We start from the raw sequence: 20,478 nt of genomic DNA, 5'->3' as shown, positions 1-20,478 counted from the left end.
TCAAGTCTCCTATCAGTGGAAGTAGCCTGCGCCGCGCAGGTTCGGATGATCGATGATCTTCGTCGTTTCTGTTATTCGAGACTTTCGGTCGAGGTTGTTGGCAATGATGGAGGCGATGCTCTTGTAGGTGAGCGCACCGATGGCCGTGGCCCGGGCGGAGATGGCCTCGGCCCGAGCTGGGGCGAGGCCGCGAAACAGGCGCAGCACGCCCAGGCAGGTGCGGAAGCCCTGCTCGGGATGGGGACGCCCGCGCAGGATGGCGATGACGAGGCCCTCGGTTTCGGGGCCGATCTCCCGGCCCCAGCGCTCGAAGCGGGCCGGCGTCCATTCCGCGTAGCGCCGGTGAGCGCTCGGCATGTGCTCGACGTCGGTGCCGTGCCGGGCGCCGCCATAACGCCGGTCGTGGGCGGCGACGCGCTGGCCGCGGTGGAACACCTCCACGGTGCGCTCCGTCAGGCGCACGTCCACCTGCTCGCGGATCAGCGCATGGGGCACCGAGTACAGGAAGCCGGCAGCCTCGACGTGGTAGTCGAGGTTGACCCGTGCCAGCCGCCACTCGGCAAAGACGTAGGGTGCCGACGGCAGGGGTAGCAGGGCGGCCCGCTCCACGGCCTCGAACAGCGCCCGGCGCGTGGTGCCGAGGCGGCGCATGGGGTGGGCGTTGATGCGCTCCACCATGGCCGCGATGGCGGCGTTGCACTCGGCCAGCGAGAAGAACGTCTGGGCCCGCAGGCGTCCCAGGATGTAGCTCTGGGCGAAGCGGACGCCGTTCTCCACCTTGGCCTTGTCGCGCGGCTTCCTCGGCCGGGCCGGCAGCACGCCGATGCCGTAGTGCTCGGCCATGGTGCCGTAGGAGCGATTGATCTCCGGATCGTAGAAGGACGCCTTGTTGATCCCGCTCTTGAGGTTGTCGGGCACCACCAGGCGCGGCACGCCGCCCAGAAAGTCGAACAGGCGCACGTGGGCGCCGATCCAGTCCGGCAGCGCCTGGGTCCACGTCGCCTCGGCGTAGGTGAGGTTGGAGGCGCCCAGCACCGCCACGAAGATCTCGGCCTGTCTCACCACGCCGGTGGCGGGATCGACGATGGGCACGCGCTTGCCGGAATAGTCGACGAACACCTTGTCGCCGGCGGCATGGTGTTGGCGCATCACCGGCGTGACACGGCGTTCGAACTCCCTGTAAAGATCACAGAAGCGCGAGTAACCGTAGCCGCCGGGCTCAGATACACGATACTCTTCCCAGAGAACCATCAGGTTGACGCCGGGCCTGCGCATCTCGCGCACCATCGACGGCCAGTCTGGCTCGACGCGTCGTCTGACGCCCTGCTTCACGCCGACGCGGTCGAACAGCCGCTGTTCGAGGACGGCGTCGGTGATCTCTTCATCGATCGGCCAAGCCAAGCCCGCCGCTGACGCACGGGCGAGGTTGTCCTGGACGGTGGACCGCGCGATGCCGAGCGTTCGGCCGATCTCGCGGGCGCTCACCCCGTCGCGGGCGAGCCGGAGCATGTGTCGGATCTGTCGCATCGTCAGCTCTCTCCTGGCCGGCATCCCGATCTCCTCGCGTGGGGGGCGAGGCAGGGTGCCGCGGTTGCTGACCTGCGGGGACGCTATTGCCGGATCAGGGTGGCCGGCTTCATCTCGGAACGGTGGCCGGCATCAAATCGGAATGGCGGCCGGCTTCATCTCGGAATCAGTGGCCGGCTTCGATCGGAATCCGCACTCCACGACGCAGAGCGCCCGGTCGGCCGGGGAAGCCGCGCTCAGACAGAGGGCTGTCGAAGCATGACGCCTATCGCGCCACCGCCGAGCCCGAGGACGTCCTCTGTCCCGACACTGCCGACCGCCCGTATCACCACCCGGCAGGAGACGCGCGAGCGCCTTCTTCGTCTCTGCGAGGTCGTGCTCTGGAGCATGGCGCGACGGAGGATGCATTGATGTGGCCTGGGTCGGCCTCGCCCCAGCGTGAGACGATGTGCGAGCTGTTTCGCAAGCTCGGCGACGAGCAAGAGGCCGTGTGCCTGGCCTACATGGAGGCCGAGCGGGACGGCAGGGTCGCTCGGCCGCGGGGAGCTGAAGACATGACGCCCGGCACCCACGCCAGGACGCTATGGCGCGAGGGCAAGCTGAAGGGCTGGCTCGCGAGGTGAGGGCCGCGGCACCCCGCCCCATGTCGTTCAATGTGCGGCTCGTCGAGAGCGATGCATCGGGCCAGCGGTGGCACTGGACCGTCTACGACGACCCGCACGGCTGCTTCGTGCGCAACGGCCAAGTGTCCGGCGACCGCGACAAGGCGGAACGGGCTGCGCGTGCCGCTATCGCGATCATGGGTGGCCGACTGGTGGATGACGAACAGGATGATTGAGGGCCGTCATCCTTCCGGCCGCAATTTGGCAATTTCCCGGCATTGTCGGCGCGCAGCAGGCCGAGCCGCGTCAGGCGCCGATGGCACCTACCATGAGACGAGCGGCCGGCTCACTGCCGACGGGCAGGAACTCGATGCCCTGTCGCTCCAGGTATCCCTGGATCTGGCGCGCCCGAGCGACCGTGACGGGGCACTCACCGTCGCTCGACTCGGCGAGCCTGATGATCAGCGTTGGGAGGCACATGCGCTCTGCCAGCTTGGATCGTTGCAGGCCCAGCAAGGCGCGGGCTGCTTTGAGCTGCGTGCCTGTCAGCATTCCGGGATACCCATCCATCGACGGTCGGGGTGACGAACCGAGCCGCCCCAAGGCAGCCCGGCCCGTCGATCTCAGTTCAGCGAAGGGGTCACTTCGGCATCAGAACGGAGTCGATCGTGTAGGCGACGCCGTTGGACTGATAGACGTCCGCCTGCTCCACCAGGGCACCCCCACCCTTGGCGTCGATGAGCGCGATCTTGTCGCCATCCATCTTGGCCGTGAGGGTCTCACCCTCGACGGTCTTCATGTTGTAGGAGCCGCCGTTCGCCTTGATGTCCTTCTCAAGCTCGGCCTTGTCGATCTTGCCCGGCACTACGTGGTAGGTCAGGATCTTGGTCAGCTCCGCCTTCATGTCGGGCTGGGTCAGCTTCTCAACCGTGCCCTTCGGCAGCTTGTCGAAGGCCGCGTTGGTGGGCGCGAACACCGTGAACGGCCCGGGACCCTCCAGGGTGCTCACGAGCCCCGCCGCCTTCACGGCGGCCACCAGGGTGGTCAGGTTCTTGGCCTGAGAAGCGTTCTCGACAACGTTCTTGCTGGGCGACATCGGCGCGCCGCCCACCATCGGGTCCGCCGCGTAGGCGACCGAGGCCGTGCCGGCCGCGAGAGCTGCAGCGAGGGTGAGCGCGCGCAGGCCCTTGGTCATCGTCGTCATGGTCTACTCCTGTATGACCCCGCACGGGCGGTGACGCCACGCGAGGGATCGGCAGAAGCTACGCAGGCTGCTGGGAGGAGTTTCGAAGGTGGACGATCTTTAATCGTTCGGCTCGATTGGGGGAGACCGCATCCGCACTGGCCTCCCCTGGATTGCCGGCTAGACAGATATCAGCGTGCCCCACCACGTGATGCGAAGGTGCGCTGAAACTCGTCGATGATCGTGTCGTGGAACTTCGACAGCCAACCCTCGGCCGTCTTGGCGCGGTTCTCGGCCGCGTCGGCACGCTTCTCGGCAGCGGCGATGCGGGTCTCCAGTACCTTCACGTGGTCGGCATGGCGCTGGACCAGCTCGGCTTGGTATTCCTCGGAGGCCGCGGCCCGTTCGTCCGCCATACGGATAGCCTCGAAGGCTTCGCTGACGAGGTCGAGCGCGGAGGACCAATCGCGCTTGCCCGCATTCGTGCCGTCTGCGGCGCTCTGGAGCAGCCGGTCCTTCATCGAGGCCGAAAACTCTACGACCCGGTCGGACGCCGCGCCCGGCCCACCCGCGGGCGTCGTCGGCACCACAGCCAGGGCGGTCGACTCGGCCTCGTCACGGCTCTGCATCGCGGCTTCCACCATCGCACTCTCCTCGGGGAACTCGGTTAGGGACTCGGCCATCAACACGCGGCCGGGATTGATCGATCGTCACGCGCTCGCGTCGGGCGGCACAAACGCCATGACGTTGCTGTCAACCGCGCGGGCCTCGTCGCGAGGCTCGTCCGACGGCCGCGGGTCGGGCGCGCCGGTGCGACGCTTCAGCTCCGTATATTGGGCAAGCAGCGCCGTGCGGCTGCGGCGCGCTATGTCGAGCGCGCCGTGGGCCAGCGAGCGCTCGGCCCGCTCGTTCTGCAGCTCTTCGATAGTGCGCCGGTGCGTCGCCTCGAACTCCGAGCGTTCCAGCGCGAAGCGGGCGTTCAGCCCCTCGATGCGATCGAGCAGGTTCGCGGCCTTGCGGTTGGCGGCGTCGAGTGCCTGGTCTTTGGCGGCCACCGCCTTGGCCAGCATGTCGGCGCGGTCGGCGAGCCCGGTCCCCACGCGCTGTGCCTCGGCGAGCTGCGCGTTGGCACGGGCCGCCGCCTCCTGTGCCGCGTCGAGCCGCCGCTCCAGCGACAGGCGCTCGGCGGTGGCATCGCGCGAGGCCTTCTCGGAAGCGCGGTGGGCCTCGGACTTGTCGTGGAGCTGGTCGCGCAGGTGAGCGATCAGCCGGTCGGTGTTGGCCACGTGCGCGTTGAGCCCATCGATCTTCATCGCCTGAGAGGCGAGCTCCATCTCGTGGGCGGCCCGCTCGGCGTCGCGCGACGCCTCGATTTTCTGTCGGGCCGCTTGTTCGACCGCGTATTTACCTTGCACCAGCGCTGCCGTGCTGCGCGCCATCTGAAGTTGGGGTTCCAGATCCGCGACCGTGCGGTTGAGGCCGGCAATTTTCAGAGACTGTGATTCTGCCAGCGCTTGCAGGCGCGACACCTCGGCCTCCGTCAACCCCAGTGTCTCGCGCGTCTCAGCGAGGGCACGGTCGGAGGTGGCGCTCGCTTCCTCGGCGAGCGCCACCTCGCCGCGCAGTGCGGCGTTGTCCTCGGCTAGCCCGCGGCTCCGGTCGGCCTCTGCGAACAGCCGCGCGTCCAGGCTATCGGCGTGGGTCTTGAGGTCGGCCGCGCGGATGCGCAACTCTGTCACCTGCACGTCCTGGCGGCGCAGGACCTCCTCGCGCTCGGTGAGGGCCGCCAGTGCGTCCTGGAAATCGCCGAAAGTCTTAGCGCTCGTCACTTGCAGAGTGGCGAGTTCCGCCCGCGCGGCCGAGCCAAGCTCGCGCTCGCGCCTGAGCAGCGCCTCGACCTCCATCAGCCGGGCACGGGAAGCCGCGTGCTGGTCGACGAAGTCGTTGAGCGGGCCGATGATGAGCCCGAACTCCGCCGACAGCGAGCGCATCTCGTCGAGGCGCTCCGCCATTCGGTTCACCCGGTCACGCACGCTCTCGCTCTGCTGGCCGAGCGTGTCGAGCGGGCCGCCGCCGGTGAGCTGCGCCGGGCCGGGCTCGCGCTCCACCTGCTCCGTCCGCTCGCCGTGTTCGACGCGGCCGGCCGGCCTGCCCAACTCGGAAGCATGCGTCCGCGGCGAGGTTTCGTCCCCGGTGGATATGCGCCTCCTCAGCAGCGACCAACCTTCGAACATGGACCTCACCACCTCTGCACCGTCACCGGGCTTTCATCGCACCGGCCAAGTCGGCCGCATGGAACGGCTTCGAACCCCTCAAGCGCTGGGAGCTTTGGAAGCCCCTGGGGCATCGTCGACAGCGACCAGCAACGCCCTGTGGGCCGTGGAGCCGCGGCCGAAGGCCGAGATGATCTTAGAATGCAACCCCTGAGACAGGCCTAGCGCCTCGGCGGCCTGCCGTTCGGCGGCGTCGGCCCGGGCGCGCTCGGCTTCAAGCTGTGTTTCAGCCAGCTCGGCGCGTTGCTGCATAACGGCTAGACGGCGCTCCAGCTCCTGATTGTCGTTCTTGAAGCCGGCCGCGAGCTTTTGCCAATCGAGCACCTTGGCCTGAGCCGCCACCACGGCGCTCTCAGCCCGCATGGACACGTCCTCGATTGAGGCTTCGAGCTGGTCGCGGCGGTCGTACAGGATTTCCAGCGCCTTGGCGGCGCATTCGAGCAGGCTCAACGCCGTCTGGTAGTGGCGCGGCGTCAATGCCACCGGTTCGGCGGGGTCCGGCGTGGCCAGCAATTCCAGCCGTCCCTGTCCCATCGCCGCCTCGGATGCTCCGCCCTCGATGACCGAGATGATCCCGCGATCCGGGCGCAGCGCCGTCGTCCTCGAAGCGGATGGAACATTGCTCAAGGCGCGCTCTCCCGTGCATGCGTGGCTATGGGTCACCATACGTTGAGGTTATGCTTCATGTACATGCAGGGAGACAGGCTATCCTCACCCATACGGCCCCTCGAACAGGTCCTCGCCCGCCTGCCTGGCCCGCACCGCCATGACGCCGTCGGTGATGCTCCGGCGCGTCGTGCATGAGGTGACACCGCTGGCACAGTGCGGCGAGTTTGCTTGGCGCGTCGTTCTGCGGGTCGTAGTCCAGGTGGTAGGTCGAGAGCACCACGCGGACTCAGGCCGCTAACCCGAGCTGCGCTTCCATGGCGACAAGGGCGCGCTCAAGCGCTGCAAAACAGATCGGGTCGAAGGCGAGGCCAAGGTCCTTGCGCATGATGCCGAGCGCCCTCTCGACCGGCATGGCGGCCCGGTAGGGGCGGTCGGCCGTCAGCGCGTCGAAGACGTCGGCTACCGACACGATACGCGTGTCGAGTGCGATGGCGTCGCCGGCGAGGCCGCGCGGGTAGCCCCGCCCGTCGAGACGCTCGTGGTGGGCGCCGCCGATCCGCGCCATGTCGCGGAAGGCTGCCACGCGCCACAGGATGCTTTCGGACAAGGTGGCGTGCTCGCGCATCTCGCGCCACTGCTCGTCGTCGAGCTTGCCGGGCTTGTCCAAAACAGCGTTGCTCACGCCGAGTTTGCCGATGTCGTGCAACAGTGCCGCACGGCGCAGCCAGCGCCGCCGCGCAGCATCGTAGCCGAGCTCGGCCGCCACGAGGTCGGCGTAGACGGCGACCCGCTCCGAATGGCCCGAGGTGAAGGGGCTCTTGGAGTCGATGACATGCGCGAAGGCGCGGGCGATGTCGTCGAGATAGTCCTCGTCGATCGCCGCCGCGGGGCCGGCCGGCTCCATATCGAAGACGGCGGCCTCGAGATCCTTCGCCTCCAAGCCTGTCCAGAACTCATCGGCCTCGGCCAGATCCAGGAAGACGGCTACGAGGTCGGGATCGAACCACGTCCCGGATCGCCGGCGCGCCTCGGCTAAGGCGGCCTCGTGCCCGGTCGAGCGGTGGAATACGTCTACCACCTGCGCCAAAAGCGCGAGCCGTGACGGGAGCGGGATGGTGTCGCCACGCAGGCGGTCGGGCCGCCCCGCGCCGTTCCAGTGCTCGTCGAGCGACCGGATGCCGTCGCACACGGTCGCGGGCAGGCGCAGGCTCGCCGCGACGGCGGCGCCACGCTCGCAGCGCGTTTCGATCAGCCCATCGACGATGGTGCCGCCGTTCTGCAGGATGTTGAGGATCGCTTTCAGCCGTTCGGCGAGCCCCGCCTTCAGCCCCGTGTGGGAGAACACGAAGCCGAGCACGCTCGGCAGGCTTTCGCCCATTGTCTTGCTGTCGCGCTTGAAGGCGATGTCGTCGGACAGGTAAAGCTCGCAGATCCGCGCCGCGTTGGACGAGCAGCCCAGGTCTTTCATCAGAGTCGTGAAGTAGACGTCGCGGAGCTGCTCTTCACCGAGCGCCATAGCATGGCCGATCTTCACGGCGATCCAGGTAGCGCGGACGCAGTGCCCCGACGGCTGGCCCTCCGTGAGATCCAGGGCATGGCTGAGGGCGCCGAGTATCTCGGACAGCCGGACGGTGTCCGTTGCTCCACCCTCGTTGACTACACTCGCCAAGTGCATCGGCCGCTCCTCAATCGAGGCCAGCCTGTGCCGTGAAGGTTGAATCACTGACAAACCTTGAACTACATTCAGGCTGCATGCTGCGTTCAGGGTGAACGAAGCATCATCCGGGACTCGGCCGGATCGCGGCCGACAGCATCGCGGGCAGCCTGAGCCATCAGAGCACGATATCGGGGCCGCACTCCTCGGGCTTCAGAGGAGTTTGAAAGACGAGCACGATGCCGTGCGCTACACGCCGACCCGGTGTCACAGGACGGCTGCCGACCTTGGCGACATCGTCGGCGCGGAGATCTGCCGCTTCGGCCTCAACAGCTACCCCCGTGGCGGACACGTTGATGATGCGCGCCGCCAACCGCTTGCCGCTTTTGGTTGTAAGAATAGTTGTGGTTTTTCCGGGAAGGAAGCGGGGTGCAGCGCGTGTGTCGCTTGGCTCGATAGCATCGAGTGTTGTAAGCTGGACGTCGACGGCGGCTCTTCGAGACAAGATGTCCCGCGGGATGGTCGAAATAGGTGCATGAGGTTTTCCGCCGCTGATGCCGTTCCAAGCCTTCCTGATGCTAAACATCTTACGTCATGTCCCATTCGAGGCTGCTATAGCCTCGCATGGCAAGACTTACCATTTTGTAATCTTGCCTACTCACCGGAACGGTACCGAGGCGAGAAGCTGAAGGCTTCAACGTCAGGACGTCGTGGTGAGCGGCAGAAGGCCAGTATGTGGCGGCTGTAGGAACGTACAGTCCTTCGAACGCTTGGCGTCATGCCGCCCGTCTCACCGCTGCGGGACGCCTCGATGGCGATACGTTTCGGGTATGGCGGCCATCAAGGATGGAACGGATCTTGGCAAGGCCTGACGTGGTAGACCCGTCCGGACACGATCGGCGGAAGGGACAAGGATGGTGGAAGGCCGGGTCATTCGGGGCTGCGAGATCACCGTTCACCCTGTCGATGCAACTGCCGAGCCTGTCGGATCCGCAGACCCTGGAGTTCGGCTAATCCCGACGCTCGGCGAGATCGTGGACAGGCTGGCTATTGAGTACCCGGGCAGAGTCTGGGATTGCGACCCGGCGCACCGCGGTCTGCGGGTCAGGTCGATCGTGGTTCACGAGCGCTGAACGGACCGTCGCGCCTGACCCCGACAAGAAAAAGGCCGCTCCACCTTGCGGCGAGCGGCCCAAGTCTAGCAGGTCGCTGAAAAAGGTCGACGTTCAGCCCCTGAGCTTCATCCGGCGTCGTTTTTGGCGGGTGGACGATGGAAAGCGTGAGGGTCGGTCTTTTTGCTGTCCGCTCCTTTGCCGCCGCGACGGGGCTGGCGCTCGTCGCGACGGGACAGGGCCCCATGTCACGCCACCTCACGCCACCGCTGGTTCGGCCAGCAGCTTTGGCAGGCGTATGAGGTTGCAGGCCGCGGCCGAGACGGCGAAGGCCATGTCGACCCGCTCGCGGCCGCGCATCCGGATGCGGCGCAGCAGCCCGAACTCCTTGCCCCAGCCGAACCCCTCCTCGATGCGCTTGCGGATGCGCTGGCTCACGGCGTAGCCGGGGTGACGCGTCGTGCGCCCGTCGACGGCCGAGCGGCGCTTGGCCGTGTTGCGGGCGATGTGCGGCGTGACGTTCATGCTCCGCAGCTCGTTGACGAAGTCCTCGGCGTCATACCCCTTGTCGGCCCCGAGCGTGATGCGGCCCGGCCGATCGGCGCGTTTCTCGATCATGGCGAGGGCCGCGGTGCGCTCGGCGTGGCCGTTGGCCTCGGTCACGCAGCCGTCCACGATCAGCCCATGGCGGTTCTCCATCAGCGCATGCCCCATGAAGCACAGCCTGGCTTCCCGGCCCCGTCCCTTGCGGTAAAGCCGCGCCTCGGGATCCGTGACGCTCCGATGCGTGTCGTTGCTCAGGCGCTCCCCGTGGAAGTCCGCCTCGGCATTGCGTCCACCGCGTCCACCGCGCCCGCCCGCGGGCGGCTCGGCAGAAGCGGGCGGGTTCGGCGGCGTGTCGCCGTGCCTGGGCCTGAAGCTCTTCATCGAGGCCCAGGCCTGGATCAGCGTGCCGTCCACGCTGAAGTGGTCCTGCGACAGCAGCCGCTTCACCCGCGGGATGGCCAGCACCGCACTCAGGAACGCCGCCGCCACGCTGCCGTCGAGCAGGCGGTCGCGGTTCTTGGAGAAGGTCGAGGCGTCCCACACGGGATCGTCGATGCCCAAGCCCACGAACCAGCGGAACAGAAGGTTGAAGTCGAGCTGCTCCATCAGCTGGCGCTCGGACCGCACCGAATAGAAGACCTGCAGCAGCATCGCCCGCAGCAGCTGCTCGGGCGGGATCGAGGGACGGCCGATCTCCGAGTAGATCTCGCCGAAGCGCCCGTCGAGCGACGCCAGAGCTTCGTTCACCAAAGCCCGGATCGTACGCAGGGGATGATCCGAACGGACCCGCTGCTCCAGGTCCACGTAGGAAAACAGCGAGCCGCTCCGGCTGTCCTGTCCGCGCACTCGATACTCCCCCCATGAGCAAGGCGGAGTGAATCACGAACTGGCCAGACCCCGAAGCCTTTTTCAGCGGCCTGCTAGGGAGGAAACGCCCAAGAAGGGCATGCAGCGTCTCCACTGCCCTCCTGAGATGAGTCGACTAGGACGAGCAGGCAAGCGCTTGCCTGCGCATGGCTGCCTTTCAGTCGACGTAGCCTGATGCGCCTCAGCCCATCGCGGCGCAGGAAGCCGCGCAAGCGCGACAGGTCTTCACGCACTCATCCATGTCGCCGACCTTTTCACAGCTCTCGGCGCACTTGGTGGCGATCTCGGCGCACTCCGGTGCGAGGTGCTTGGCGTGGGGCGAGCCCAGGAGCATCAGGTGCGCGTGGGTGCGGCACACCTCGGCGCAGGCCAGCATGAGCCGGAAGTGGTCCTGCTCGACATGCGGGCCGCCGACCTTGAGGCAATGGTTCGAGGCCATGCCGAGGCAGGTGCTGTAGCACTTGAGGCAGGTCTTTATACAACTATTAGTTTCATTTGACAGCATCTGCATCGCGCTCTCCGCGGGTTCGTAGACGACCTGACCTCCGGCAGTGAGCGGAGACGGGAGCGGGTTCAGACCAGCTCTACCACCCGCTCCAGCGCCGTCCTGACCCGTCCGGGAACGCGACTCCGGCGAAGAGGAACGGTAGAAGCCGTGGGGCAGGGCGAGGATCGTCGTGCCACAGAAGGGTCTCGACCTGATTCTGTCTTGCTACCAAGTGTCGAAAATGGTTGAAGTCTACTGCAGCTCCCTGCAGTGGGTTGAGCCCGCGTCCCACGGCCTCGCTTCCGAGGTCATCACAGCGCGAAAAGCGAGGCCGTGGTCCGTTCAAAAGCGGCAGGGTCTTAAATGTGGCGATCCTGTGGTCAGGATTGTGAAGCGCGTTCAACAGGAGTCCAGTCCTCAGCGACACTGGAAGTTGAACGGTCGTTCACATCGCACGACGGACAGCCTTTCCAAAGCCTCGCGCAGCCGCTCGACCTCGCAGCGGAGCGGCGGATCGCCGTCGAGCCCCAAGCGATCGAGCATGAACCGCTCGGCGCCGGCGGCGTGCAGCAGGATGGAAGTTCGGCTCCTGTCCTTTAACCAATGCGAGGGAGGCTGATCGGAACGGCACGAGCGGAGTTCAGATGAGCGACACAGCGCAGGCCCGACGCGGAACCGATCATACGACGATCGCGCCTCCAAGCTGGGCTCAGTGCTTCATGGCCCTGGCCAGCGTCGTGCTCCTGATCGGTCCGACGCTCGGGGCGCTCTGGCCGCGGTAGGTTCAGTCCCCGCGCAAGCTCACCGCGTTGAAGTGCTGGGATCAGCCGGCCGAGACATGTCCATGCGCTTCCCCCTCGCGATCGTCACCCTGATGGCGGTCGCCACTTCAGCGCAAGCGGAGCAAATCCGATGCACGGCCCAGGATGAGGCTCCCGTGTCGATCTCGCTCAAGGCGCAGCGGTATGCCGGGCGCGATCTGAGCTGCATCTCGGGGAGCTTCGTCGCCGGCCTGATGCCGTGTGCGCCCACGAAGGCCTTCAGCCTTTCGGCTCCGACCGGGCCAGCGGCTATCGTCGGCATCGTGGACCGGTGGCAGGACTATGCCAAGCACGACGGCGGCGTGGTCGGGTATTTCAAGTCGCACACCACGATCGCCTTCACGGGCGGCTTCAACACGCCCGGCTCCGGCTACAAGGACGCCTGGTCGTTCACGATCGACCGGCACATCAAGGTCGGGACGCTGATCCAGAAGGACGGACCCAAGGTCGTGTTCGCGTGCGTGGGAGCGATCTGAGGGACCGTTTTCTCGCGAAGGTGGAGAGGGAATAGCGTCGAGCTACCTCGGCCGGATTGGGGCAACCTTAGTCGGTTGAGTGTTTGAAGGTGCGCACGCGGCGGAGCTTGCCCGTCATGCAGGCGAGGCCGGGGTCTCGGTAGTGAACACGTCCGGGCAGATCTGCACGGCCTCGTTTACGCAGGTCAGGGCCTTCTGCTGTATGGCGTCGGGGATCGCTGCCGCTGAAGCGGCCTGCAAGGCCGCGCTCGCCGCCGCTGCGCACCGCACTCATGGCCTGCGTCCATGGCATGAAGTGGCCGGCTGGCCCCGGGCGGGGTAGAATAGTGTCATGGTCAGCCAGCCGGCGCCGGCCCGGCGGGCCGCCCGGACGTTCGGGTAAGCCGCATTATGGAACGCTATCAGCCAACCGGCGCCTAGTTAGACCCGCAGAGCCATGCATTGGGGCTGGTTCGTTTTAGGTACACCTTAATCGAACCGTTACAAATGTGGTGAAACTACCCGCAATTGCCCGCCGCGTCGCTTATTACGAGGGATTGAACTGCAATCCGATACCCCTGCCCTGCTCGGTTATGAAGCGCACGCCGGTCTTTTCAAGCGCGGTCTGGACCGCTCTTGCGCCCCCAACCGAACAAAGGTGACCGCCTCGGCCTTCGACGTTCAGGACGGTTGAGACGGAAACCTGGGCCGCGCGGGCTACATCGACGAGCGACCAACCCAACATTGCACGGGCCGCACGGAACTGCGCAGCGGTCGGGACGGGAGTTGTCTGCTCCCGGAAGTGAAAGATATCCGCTGTTAGCCCGACCATGGCGCTCACCGGCTTTAGGGTCACATAAGCTACAGCATATGATATGACATTTTCAGGCTCAACGCGATGTATAGCCCGATTCCGTGAGGATGCGGGGTTGACGGCGGGGTCGCTTTCGATTCGGTTTTGTGTCGATGATCAAGCGCCATTTCCTGAGCAAGGACGATCGTGCGCGGCTGACGGGCATCGCGCGGGATGGGCTTGAGGAGCATCGGGTCGCCCGGCGCGCCAACGCGATCCTTTTGTTGGACAAGGGCTGGAGTTGCGAGCAGGTTTCGGAGGCTCTCCTCCTGGACGACGACACGATCCGGAGCTGGTTCAAGGTTTATCGCGAGGGCGGCGTACCGGCTCTGGCGCGCTTCGACTTGGCGGGCGGGCACCGCGCCTTGACGGTGGAGCAGCTCACGGCCCTGAAAGCCTGGGCCACGGAGGCGCTTCCGGCGTCGACACGCGCGATCGGTCATCACATCCGGACGACGTATGGCATGTCGTACACGCGATCCGGTTTGATCAAGCTGATGGCGGCGCTGGATTTTGTCTGGCGCAAGCCTGACCTTGTGCCCTCGCATCTCGACCTTGCGGCGCAGGAAGCGTTCATCGAGCAGCATGAGCGGCTCCGCAACGGCCTTGGGGCCGACGAAGCGATCGTCTACGGCGATGCCGTTCACCCGACCCATCAGACGCGACCGGCGGGCGTGTGGATGCCGCGTGGCGCCGACGTCGCGGTTCCTGCGGCGTCGGGCCGTGATCGCATGAACATCCATGGTGTGATCGACCTGGAGACCGGCGCGACGCGGATGAAGGAAGTGCTTTCGGTCGATGCGCAAAGCACGATCGAGCTTCTGACCTCCATCGAGAACGCCTACACGACGATGCGTCGGATCCATGTCTATCTGGACAACGCCCGCTATCATCATGCCCGTGCTGTTCAGGATTGGATGAGGCAACCGGGACGGCGCATCGTGCTTCACTTCATCCCGAGTTACTGCCCTCACCTCAACCCGATCGAGCGGCTCTGGGGCGTGATGCACCAGAACGTCACCCACAACCGGTACTATGCCACATTCAAGGACTTCGCGGAGGCGATCCTGACATTCCTCAAGGAAACGGTCCCGAAGCACTTCAGTCGCTTCTCATCCCGAATCACCGATAACTTCCGCATCCGAGACCCAAAGGATTCTCGGGTCGTCGCGTCGTAGATGTATAGCTCGAAAAAATTGGGCCCTTAATAGATCATGAAAGTTGCCGTCATGCGAGTTTAAACAAGGCGAATGCAACGTGCTAAGGTATTTTTTCGACGTCACCCACAACCAAAAGCTAGCGTCGGACCCGACAGGTCATGATCTGCCCGGCCCAGACGATGCTCGTCTCTATGCGATTGGCCTGCTGCCTGACATCGCTCGCGCCGAGCTACCGGACGGCGACCATCACGAAATCGTCGCGGAAGTCCGTTGCCCGCCAGACCGGATCGTATATCGGGCACGTCTGACGCTTGAAGCTGGCGCGGTCGATGAACCCGCCCGAACGCCTTAATAGACGCTCGACGGTGGCCGTTGCGGCCATGGTCTTAAAGTCTAGTTCGCTTTGAGTATGCCCCAAGCGAACCGCCCCTAGCGAGTCTACCATGGTGGCGCTTGACTGACCAAAATAGACTTTTCATAGTAGACCACCTTAAGTGGAGTGGTGGTCCATGATCGTGCGCGCCTATCTCCGAGCCTCGACCGTCGAGCAGGACGCGCTTCGGGCGCGTGCTCGCCTCGACGCCTTCGCGGCAGAGCACGGCCTGGCCATCGCAGCTCGCTATGTCGAGAACGAGAGCGGGGCGAAGCTGGCACGGCCGGAGCTATTCCGCCTGCTCGCCGACTGTGAGCCTGGTGACATGTTGCTCATCGAACAGGTGGATCGCCTGTCTCGCCTGACAGAAGCCGACTGGTATCGCCTCCGAGCTGAAATCCTAATGCGTGAGGTCCGCATCGTCGCCCTCGACCTGCCGACGTCGTGGACCGTCGCTGTCCCGACCGACGAGTTCACCGGCCGCATGTTCGCTGCCGTCAACGCCATGATGCTCGATGTCCTGGCCGCCGTCGCGCGCAAGGACTACGAGGACCGCCGCCGACGGCAGGCCGAGGGCACAGCCAAGGCGAAGGCCGCGGGCGTCTACAAGGGCCGGCGCGAGAACGCGGCCCGGAACGAGGGCATCGCCACCATGCTGCGGACCGGCTCGTCCTGGCAGCAGATCCAGGGCGCCTTGGGATGCAGCAAGGGGACGATCGCGAAGGTCAGAAAGCGGCTGAACGCCGCCACGATGGACCAGCCTGAAGCCGACGTGTCGCTTATGTCCCAAGTTCCGAACGTCTCAAAAAAACTGCCGTAGAATTCTTCACCAAACGTACTATTTCTCGACAACCTGCTTCAGAGGTAGCCGAATCTGCCCCAATTTGCTTCACCAGCTTGCCGCAGGCCGCATGCACCCTCCTAGCTTCTTAAGGAAGTGAAGAGCGCGATCTTTCCAGTCAGGCCTGCACCCCGCTACTACGAGGTCCGTCCGTTATCCAAGTTTTTCAATCGAGGGATTGTTTACACTGTTTTCGGTAGAAATCGAGAGCGAAAAACGTCAGAGCTCCAGTGAGAAGCGCATATCCCGCGCGTCCGATCTTCACGCTTGATCGTTTCCTTTAAGGATACCTCATGAAAGCGACGATCCTGTTGCTCTGGATCATGTCGAGTGGCGTCATGCTGCTGCTTGCTGGTCTGCCTCTCGGCGTCGAAGCCCAACTCGCCATCGCGGCTACGGCGCTCGTCGCAATGATGGCGATGAAAGTGCTTAACCTGCGTGGACCCTGGCGGGCCGTGTTCCTGGGTCTCGGCACCTTCGTCATCCTGCGCTACGTCTTCTGGCGTTTGTCGAGCACAATCCCGTCGTTCCAGTCCCCGGCGGACTTCATCGCCGGCTCGGTGCTCGTCATGGCCGAACTCTATTGCGTCGCCATGATGTTCCTGAGCCTGTTCACCGTCGCCGATCCGATCGATCGCCCGAGGGCGCCGCAACTCGCCGACGAGGCGGCGCCGACGGTCGACGTCTTCGTGCCGTCCTACAACGAAAGCATCGAGATCGTGGCGCCGACCCTCGCGGCCGCGAAGCGGATGACCTATCCAGCGGGCAAGCTCAACGTCTTCCTGCTCGACGACGGCGGCACCGACCAAAAGCTCAACTCGGACGATCCGGTCGCGGCCGCGCGCGCCGCGAATCGACGCCGCGACATGCAGGCGCTCTGCGCCGAGCTCGGCGTCCGCTATCTCGCCCGCGAGGAGAACTCTCACGCCAAGGCCGGCAACCTCAACAACGGCTTGGCCCACAGCGACGGCGATATCGTCGCCGTGTTCGACGCCGATCACGTGCCCGCCCGGGACTTCCTGTCGGAAACCGTCGGGTTCTTCGACGCCGACGAGAAGCTGTTCCTCGTCCAGACCCCGCACTTCTTTCTCAACCCCGACCCGATCGAGAAGAACGTCGCCGCCGCCGGGCTGCCGGCGGAGAACGAGATGTTCTACGGCCTCGTGCAGAAGGGGCTCGACAAGTGGAACGCGGCCTTCTTCTGCGGTTCGGCTGCGCTGCTGCGCCGGGCCGCCCTGGAGCAGGTCGGGGGCTTCCACGGCTCGTCGATCACGGAAGACGCCGAAAGCGCGCTCGAGCTCCATTCGCGCGGCTGGAACAGCCTCTACGTCGACAAGCCGATGATCGCGGGGCTCCAGCCTGAAACTTTCGAATCCTTCATCGGCCAGCGCTCCCGGTGGTGCCAGGGCATGGTGCAGATCCTTCTGCTCAAGAACCCCCTCTTTAAGCAGGGCCTGACCCTGGCACAGCGCCTCTGCTATCTGTCGAGTAGCATGTTCTGGCTGTTCCCGCTGTCGCGGATGGTGTTCATCTTTGCCCCCATGCTGTTTATATTCTTCGGAATGAAAATATATATCGCTAACGGACAGGAGTTTCTGTCCTATACTGTCACATATATGCTCTCTGCGCTGCTGATTCAGAGCTACATTTTCGGTCGATTCCGCTGGCCCTGGACGTCCGACCTCTACGAGTACATCCAGTCCGTCATGCTGTTCCGGGCCGTGATCAGCGTCTTTCTGGCCCCCCGCCGCCCGAGCTTCAACGTCACGGCCAAGGGTCAGACGCTCGACGAGGACCGGCTGTCGTCCTTCGCCTGGCCCTATTTCGCGATCTTCGGTTTGGTGGCGGCCAGCATGGCTTTCCTAGGCTACAGGTTCGTGCACGAGCCCAACGCCCGCGATCTCATCACCGTCGTCGGTGTGTGGAGCGGCCTGAACCTGGTCCTCACCGGGATCGCCCTCGGGGCCGTGTCGGAGCGCCGCGAGCGGCGCAGCATGCCGCGTGTGGCGAGCCAGCTCCGGGCGAGCCTCGTCGTGGGCCAGGAGGAGGTGCCGGTCGTCATTGACGACATGTCCTTCGGCGGCCTGCGCGTCCGCACCCTCGGCGCGGTCCAGCTGCCGGCGCGGACGATGGCGACGCTGCGCCTCGCCGACGACGACGGCGGTCCCGTCCTCGAGACCTCAGTGGTGGCGGCCGGCCGCCGGACCCTCGAAGGGGGGCGCGGCTTCGGCCTCAAATTCTACGGCTCGCAGAGCGACCGCTTCCGCATCATCGCCAAAGTCGTGTTCTCCGACATTGCGCCCGTCTACGCCCACCGAAGTGCGGGCTATCGCCACCTCGGTCTGATCGGCGGAACCGCGATGTTCGCCCGCTGGTGGGCATCGCAGATCGTCCGGGGCTTCGTCTACGCTCTCCTACGCCGCTCCACGCCCGCCCCGTCCCGCGTGACGTCACCGACCGAAACCTCCGCCATCTGATGGCGGAGCCGTCGTCCCCCGACCACGAGCGAGCTCGACCATGATCCTCTCCCACAAGTCTCTGACGAGAGTGTCGGCCGCCGTCGCGGCCGTCCTCGCCGGCACTCCCACGGCCATGGCGGCACCCGCCACCCCGGCCCCAGCCGTCGTTGCGCCCGCCCCCGCGCTCGTCGTTGCGCCCGCCCCCGCGCTGGCCTTGAAGCACCTGCCGGCCGGGCAGGAGCAGCTGACCTTCCGGGGTGAACTCAGCCACCGCACCTTCTCGATCTATCTCGGGCGCGGCGAGGTGGAGCGTGCAAAAGTGTTTCAGCTCGCGCTGAAGAACGCCGTCGCCCTCCTGCCGGAACGGTCGACCCTGAAGCTGTCGGTTAACGGGCGCGCCCTGGCGACGCTGCCGGCGCGGTCGTCCGAGGGCCTGTCCATCACTCCCGTGGCGATCCCGCCCGGCGTGCTCGTCCCCGGCTTCAACACAGTCGAGGTGTCGGTCGCCATGGCGCACCGCGTCGACTGCTCGGTCGCAGCGACCTACGAACTCTGGACGCTGCTCGATCCGGCCCAGACCGGCTTTGTCGTGCCAACGGCTCCCTGGGGCGGATCGCGCTCGATCAGCGACATCGCTGCCGAGGCTCTGGCCGCGGACGGCACGACGCGGATCGCGCTGCGGATCCCGGACAGTGGAGACGCCGGCGCGATCGAGCGGGCCTCGCTCTTCATCGACGCACTCGTGCAGCGCGCGGGGCTGGTGCGCCCGATCGTGGAGACGGACGAAGGAGGCGGCCGCGGGGCCGGGTTCGACGTCGTGATTGAGTCCGCGGGCACCCGCGACGAGGCGACGCGCAACCTGCGCATCCTGGGGCGCGAGGACGGAGTCACCCTGGCCCGAGACGCGAACACCGACCGCCTCGTCGTGGCGCTGTCGGGCACCGACGACGCCGACCTCGACCGGCAGATCGTGGCCTTCGCGGCGAGCGGCGCGGGCCTGCCCCCGCCGAGCCCGGCCGGCGAGATGATCGTCGCCGGGGAAGAACGCCGCTCCTTCGCGTCGCTCGGCCTTCCGACCGAGAGCTTCTCGGGGCGTCGCTTCGCTTCCGCCCTCGACGTCGTGCTGCCGAGCGACTTCTACCCTGCGAACTACGACAAGGCCCAGGTGCTGATCGACGGATCCTACGCTGCGAGCCTCGACCCGGGCAGCGACCTCGTGTTCCGCGTCAACGGCGCCCTTGTGTCGTCGCTCCGCCTCGGGCCCGACCGCGGCGGCCTGCTCGATCACGAGACCGTCGACCTGCCGCTGCGCTTCTTTCACCCCGGCCGCAACGCCGTCGAGATCGAGGCCATCACGTCGACTGCGGCGGACCGGCAATGCGACACCACCGCCATGGCGAACGACGTCAGGTTCACGCTCGGGAAGACGTCCGAGATCGTCTTCCCGAGCTTCGCCCACCTCGGCACCATACCGCAGATCCCAGGCGCCATGGCCGACGGGCGCCGCGGGGACGGCACCGCGGTCGACCTTTACCTGCCGGGGACCGGCGCGGCGTCGGTCGGCCCCGCGCTCACCGTGATGGCCAACCGTGCGGCCGAGCATCGCGGGCTCGAAAGGATCGCCGTCCATCTCGGGGCGCCGGCCGCCGACGCCGCGCCCGGCATCGTCGTCTCATCCTTCAACGAGCTGCCGGCCGACCTGCGCGGCGAGGTTCGGGCCGAGATGGCGAACGCCGCCGAACCCGCGTCGAAGGTCGAAACGAACGGGGCCGGGCAGGACGATCAGAGCACGGCCGGACAGGGCGTCGTGAGGGCTGCAGGGAGCGGGGATCTCCGTCACTGGGCGGGAGAAGCGCAGCGCCTACTCCGGCGGCAGGGCTTCTTCTTCGGCGTGGACCGCGACGCACGCACCGTGCCCGTGTCGGCCCGCTCGCTCGTGGTGACGGCCCTCGCCCCGCGGCCGCAGGATGCCGGGGCGGGCGGGATCAGCCTGCCGCGCTTCACGGCCAGTTCCGCCCAGTGGCTCGTCGTGACCGCGGCCGACGCGCCGACGCTGCGCGACGGGCTCACGCGCCTCGTGTCCGACGGGCGCTGGGGCGACCTCGACGGGCAGGCCGTCAGCCTCGACCTCGCGGATGGCCGCATGGCCTCGATCCAGCCGTCGCGCGTGCTCTACGTCGCGCCCGACCACCTCGTCCTGTCCGACGTCCGGCCGATCCTCGGCGGCCTCGTGTCGAACCACATCGAGCTGAGCCTCGCCTTCCTCATGCTTCTGATGACGATCCTGGGTCTGTCGACCCATGCCCTGATCCGACGCTCGGGGACGAAGTGAGCCCGTCCCTTCGTCTCCGGACCCTGCTGTTGTCCTGCAGTCTCCTCGGCGCGGGGCCAGCCGTGGCGGCCCCCGTCGAGGTGCCGAACGGACCAGGCACTGCGACCGTCTCAGCTCCGTCAAGCACAGCAGGGCTCACGCATCTTGCAGGACTCTCGGGCCCGGAGGTGGCCGGAGGGGGCAGCGACGGCGCCGTGAGGCGGGCCGCCAAGAGCTGGTTCAGGTCGCAATGGTCGGCCTATCGGGCGAGCTTCGTTTCGCCGGACGGCCGCATCATCGACAACGCCAATGGCGGCGTGTCGCACAGCGAGGGGCAGGGCTACG

18 protein-coding genes are annotated in these 20,478 nt (G+C 66.2%); 8 read left to right on the top strand and 10 right to left on the bottom strand.

What is annotated here, in order from left to right; genetic code table 11:
* Positions 1 to 12: 12 nt before the first annotated feature.
* Entirely contained in the window at positions 13 to 1,527 is a 1,515-nt protein-coding gene (gene istA, locus L7N97_RS29365) for an IS21 family transposase (protein ID WP_237480714.1), read from the bottom strand.
* Between the two features lie 410 nt (positions 1,528 to 1,937).
* Here istA and L7N97_RS29360 point away from each other — a divergent pair, with 410 nt between their 5' ends.
* Both L7N97_RS29360 and L7N97_RS29355 read left to right on the top strand, forming a co-directional pair.
* Positions 1,938 to 2,150: a hypothetical protein gene (locus L7N97_RS29360; protein ID WP_237482558.1), complete on the top strand. Its 213-nt coding sequence runs from the start codon at positions 1,938 to 1,940 to the stop codon at positions 2,148 to 2,150.
* Between the two features lie 20 nt (positions 2,151 to 2,170).
* Positions 2,171 to 2,365 carry a hypothetical protein gene (locus L7N97_RS29355; protein ID WP_237482954.1) on the top strand — a complete coding sequence of 65 codons (195 nt, stop codon included), beginning with the start codon at positions 2,171 to 2,173 and terminating at the stop codon, positions 2,363 to 2,365.
* A gap of 70 nt (positions 2,366 to 2,435) precedes the next feature.
* Here the strand turns inward: L7N97_RS29355 and L7N97_RS29350 are convergent, their stop codons facing one another.
* The 9 genes from L7N97_RS29350 to L7N97_RS29310 all read right to left on the bottom strand — a co-directional run bounded on the left by L7N97_RS29350 (position 2,436) and on the right by L7N97_RS29310 (position 10,884).
* Positions 2,436 to 2,681 (bottom strand): helix-turn-helix domain-containing protein, encoded by a 246-nt coding sequence (locus L7N97_RS29350; RefSeq protein WP_237482952.1) that lies wholly within the window; start codon positions 2,679 to 2,681, stop codon positions 2,436 to 2,438.
* Between the two features lie 88 nt (positions 2,682 to 2,769).
* Positions 2,770 to 3,324: a fasciclin domain-containing protein gene (locus L7N97_RS29345; protein WP_237483032.1), complete on the bottom strand. Its 555-nt coding sequence runs from the start codon at positions 3,322 to 3,324 to the stop codon at positions 2,770 to 2,772.
* Between the two features lie 179 nt (positions 3,325 to 3,503).
* The gene (locus tag L7N97_RS29340) at positions 3,504 to 3,956 is read right to left on the bottom strand and encodes a hypothetical protein (protein WP_237482950.1); all 453 of its coding nucleotides are present in this window, start codon (positions 3,954 to 3,956) and stop codon (positions 3,504 to 3,506) included.
* 66 nt (positions 3,957 to 4,022) lie between these two features.
* Positions 4,023 to 5,546, bottom strand: coding sequence for a hypothetical protein (locus tag L7N97_RS29335; RefSeq protein ID WP_237482948.1), 1,524 nt, complete (start codon positions 5,544 to 5,546; stop codon positions 4,023 to 4,025).
* A gap of 78 nt (positions 5,547 to 5,624) precedes the next feature.
* Entirely contained in the window at positions 5,625 to 6,212 is a 588-nt protein-coding gene (locus L7N97_RS29330; protein WP_237482947.1) for a hypothetical protein, read from the bottom strand.
* Positions 6,213 to 6,480: 268 nt separating this feature from the next.
* On the bottom strand, positions 6,481 to 7,869 hold the full coding sequence (locus L7N97_RS29325) for an HD-GYP domain-containing protein (RefSeq protein WP_237482945.1): 1,389 nt from the start codon (positions 7,867 to 7,869) through the stop codon (positions 6,481 to 6,483).
* 157 nt (positions 7,870 to 8,026) lie between these two features.
* Positions 8,027 to 8,434 (bottom strand): hypothetical protein, encoded by a 408-nt coding sequence (locus tag L7N97_RS29320; RefSeq protein WP_237482943.1) that lies wholly within the window; start codon positions 8,432 to 8,434, stop codon positions 8,027 to 8,029.
* Positions 8,435 to 9,218: 784 nt separating this feature from the next.
* Entirely contained in the window at positions 9,219 to 10,352 is a 1,134-nt protein-coding gene (locus tag L7N97_RS29315; RefSeq protein WP_237478193.1) for an IS5 family transposase, read from the bottom strand.
* Positions 10,353 to 10,554: 202 nt separating this feature from the next.
* Positions 10,555 to 10,884 carry a four-helix bundle copper-binding protein gene (locus tag L7N97_RS29310; protein ID WP_237482942.1) on the bottom strand — a complete coding sequence of 110 codons (330 nt, stop codon included), beginning with the start codon at positions 10,882 to 10,884 and terminating at the stop codon, positions 10,555 to 10,557.
* Between the two features lie 820 nt (positions 10,885 to 11,704).
* On the opposite strand from L7N97_RS29310, the gene L7N97_RS29305 reads away from it, so the two are divergent.
* The 6 genes from L7N97_RS29305 (at position 11,705) to L7N97_RS29285 (ending at position 20,154) form a co-directional block, all read left to right on the top strand.
* The gene (locus tag L7N97_RS29305; protein WP_237482940.1) at positions 11,705 to 12,157 is read left to right on the top strand and encodes a hypothetical protein; all 453 of its coding nucleotides are present in this window, start codon (positions 11,705 to 11,707) and stop codon (positions 12,155 to 12,157) included.
* A gap of 945 nt (positions 12,158 to 13,102) precedes the next feature.
* Entirely contained in the window at positions 13,103 to 14,167 is a 1,065-nt protein-coding gene (locus tag L7N97_RS29300; protein WP_237482112.1) for an IS630 family transposase, read from the top strand.
* Between the two features lie 79 nt (positions 14,168 to 14,246).
* On the top strand, positions 14,247 to 14,501 hold the full coding sequence (locus tag L7N97_RS30655) for a DUF6894 family protein (RefSeq protein WP_428981074.1): 255 nt from the start codon (positions 14,247 to 14,249) through the stop codon (positions 14,499 to 14,501).
* Between the two features lie 157 nt (positions 14,502 to 14,658).
* Entirely contained in the window at positions 14,659 to 15,342 is a 684-nt protein-coding gene (locus tag L7N97_RS29295) for a recombinase family protein (protein WP_237482939.1), read from the top strand.
* Between the two features lie 314 nt (positions 15,343 to 15,656).
* Positions 15,657 to 17,840 (top strand): UDP-forming cellulose synthase catalytic subunit, encoded by a 2,184-nt coding sequence (gene bcsA, locus L7N97_RS29290; protein ID WP_237482938.1) that lies wholly within the window; start codon positions 15,657 to 15,659, stop codon positions 17,838 to 17,840.
* 40 nt (positions 17,841 to 17,880) lie between these two features.
* Positions 17,881 to 20,154 (top strand): cellulose biosynthesis cyclic di-GMP-binding regulatory protein BcsB, encoded by a 2,274-nt coding sequence (locus L7N97_RS29285; RefSeq protein WP_237482936.1) that lies wholly within the window; start codon positions 17,881 to 17,883, stop codon positions 20,152 to 20,154.
* Positions 20,155 to 20,478 lie beyond the last annotated feature (324 nt).

The sequence above is a fragment of the Lichenibacterium dinghuense genome, from assembly GCF_021730615.1.
GTDB lineage: Bacteria > Pseudomonadota > Alphaproteobacteria > Rhizobiales > Beijerinckiaceae > Lichenihabitans > Lichenihabitans dinghuensis.
The sequence above is the reverse complement of the archived record's forward strand: the minus strand, read 5'-3'. Positions and strand labels throughout refer to the sequence as shown.

What these genes read in the sequence shown, in the direction of transcription:
- istA (WP_237480714.1), bottom strand. Translation starts at nt 1,527, where the DNA reads ATGCGACAGATCCGACACATGCTCCGGCTCGCCCGCGACGGGGTGAGC.
- L7N97_RS29360 (WP_237482558.1), top strand. Translation starts at nt 1,938, where the DNA reads ATGTGGCCTGGGTCGGCCTCGCCCCAGCGTGAGACGATGTGCGAGCTG.
- L7N97_RS29355 (WP_237482954.1), top strand. Translation starts at nt 2,171, where the DNA reads ATGTCGTTCAATGTGCGGCTCGTCGAGAGCGATGCATCGGGCCAGCGG.
- L7N97_RS29350 (WP_237482952.1), bottom strand. Translation starts at nt 2,681, where the DNA reads ATGCTGACAGGCACGCAGCTCAAAGCAGCCCGCGCCTTGCTGGGCCTG.
- L7N97_RS29345 (WP_237483032.1), bottom strand. Translation starts at nt 3,324, where the DNA reads ATGACCAAGGGCCTGCGCGCGCTCACCCTCGCTGCAGCTCTCGCGGCC.
- L7N97_RS29340 (WP_237482950.1), bottom strand. Translation starts at nt 3,956, where the DNA reads ATGGTGGAAGCCGCGATGCAGAGCCGTGACGAGGCCGAGTCGACCGCC.
- L7N97_RS29335 (WP_237482948.1), bottom strand. Translation starts at nt 5,546, where the DNA reads ATGTTCGAAGGTTGGTCGCTGCTGAGGAGGCGCATATCCACCGGGGAC.
- L7N97_RS29325 (WP_237482945.1), bottom strand. Translation starts at nt 7,869, where the DNA reads ATGCACTTGGCGAGTGTAGTCAACGAGGGTGGAGCAACGGACACCGTC.
- L7N97_RS29320 (WP_237482943.1), bottom strand. Translation starts at nt 8,434, where the DNA reads ATGTTTAGCATCAGGAAGGCTTGGAACGGCATCAGCGGCGGAAAACCT.
- L7N97_RS29310 (WP_237482942.1), bottom strand. Translation starts at nt 10,884, where the DNA reads ATGCAGATGCTGTCAAATGAAACTAATAGTTGTATAAAGACCTGCCTC.
- L7N97_RS29305 (WP_237482940.1), top strand. Translation starts at nt 11,705, where the DNA reads ATGCGCTTCCCCCTCGCGATCGTCACCCTGATGGCGGTCGCCACTTCA.
- L7N97_RS29300 (WP_237482112.1), top strand. Translation starts at nt 13,103, where the DNA reads ATGATCAAGCGCCATTTCCTGAGCAAGGACGATCGTGCGCGGCTGACG.
- L7N97_RS29295 (WP_237482939.1), top strand. Translation starts at nt 14,659, where the DNA reads ATGATCGTGCGCGCCTATCTCCGAGCCTCGACCGTCGAGCAGGACGCG.
- bcsA (WP_237482938.1), top strand. Translation starts at nt 15,657, where the DNA reads ATGAAAGCGACGATCCTGTTGCTCTGGATCATGTCGAGTGGCGTCATG.
- L7N97_RS29285 (WP_237482936.1), top strand. Translation starts at nt 17,881, where the DNA reads ATGATCCTCTCCCACAAGTCTCTGACGAGAGTGTCGGCCGCCGTCGCG.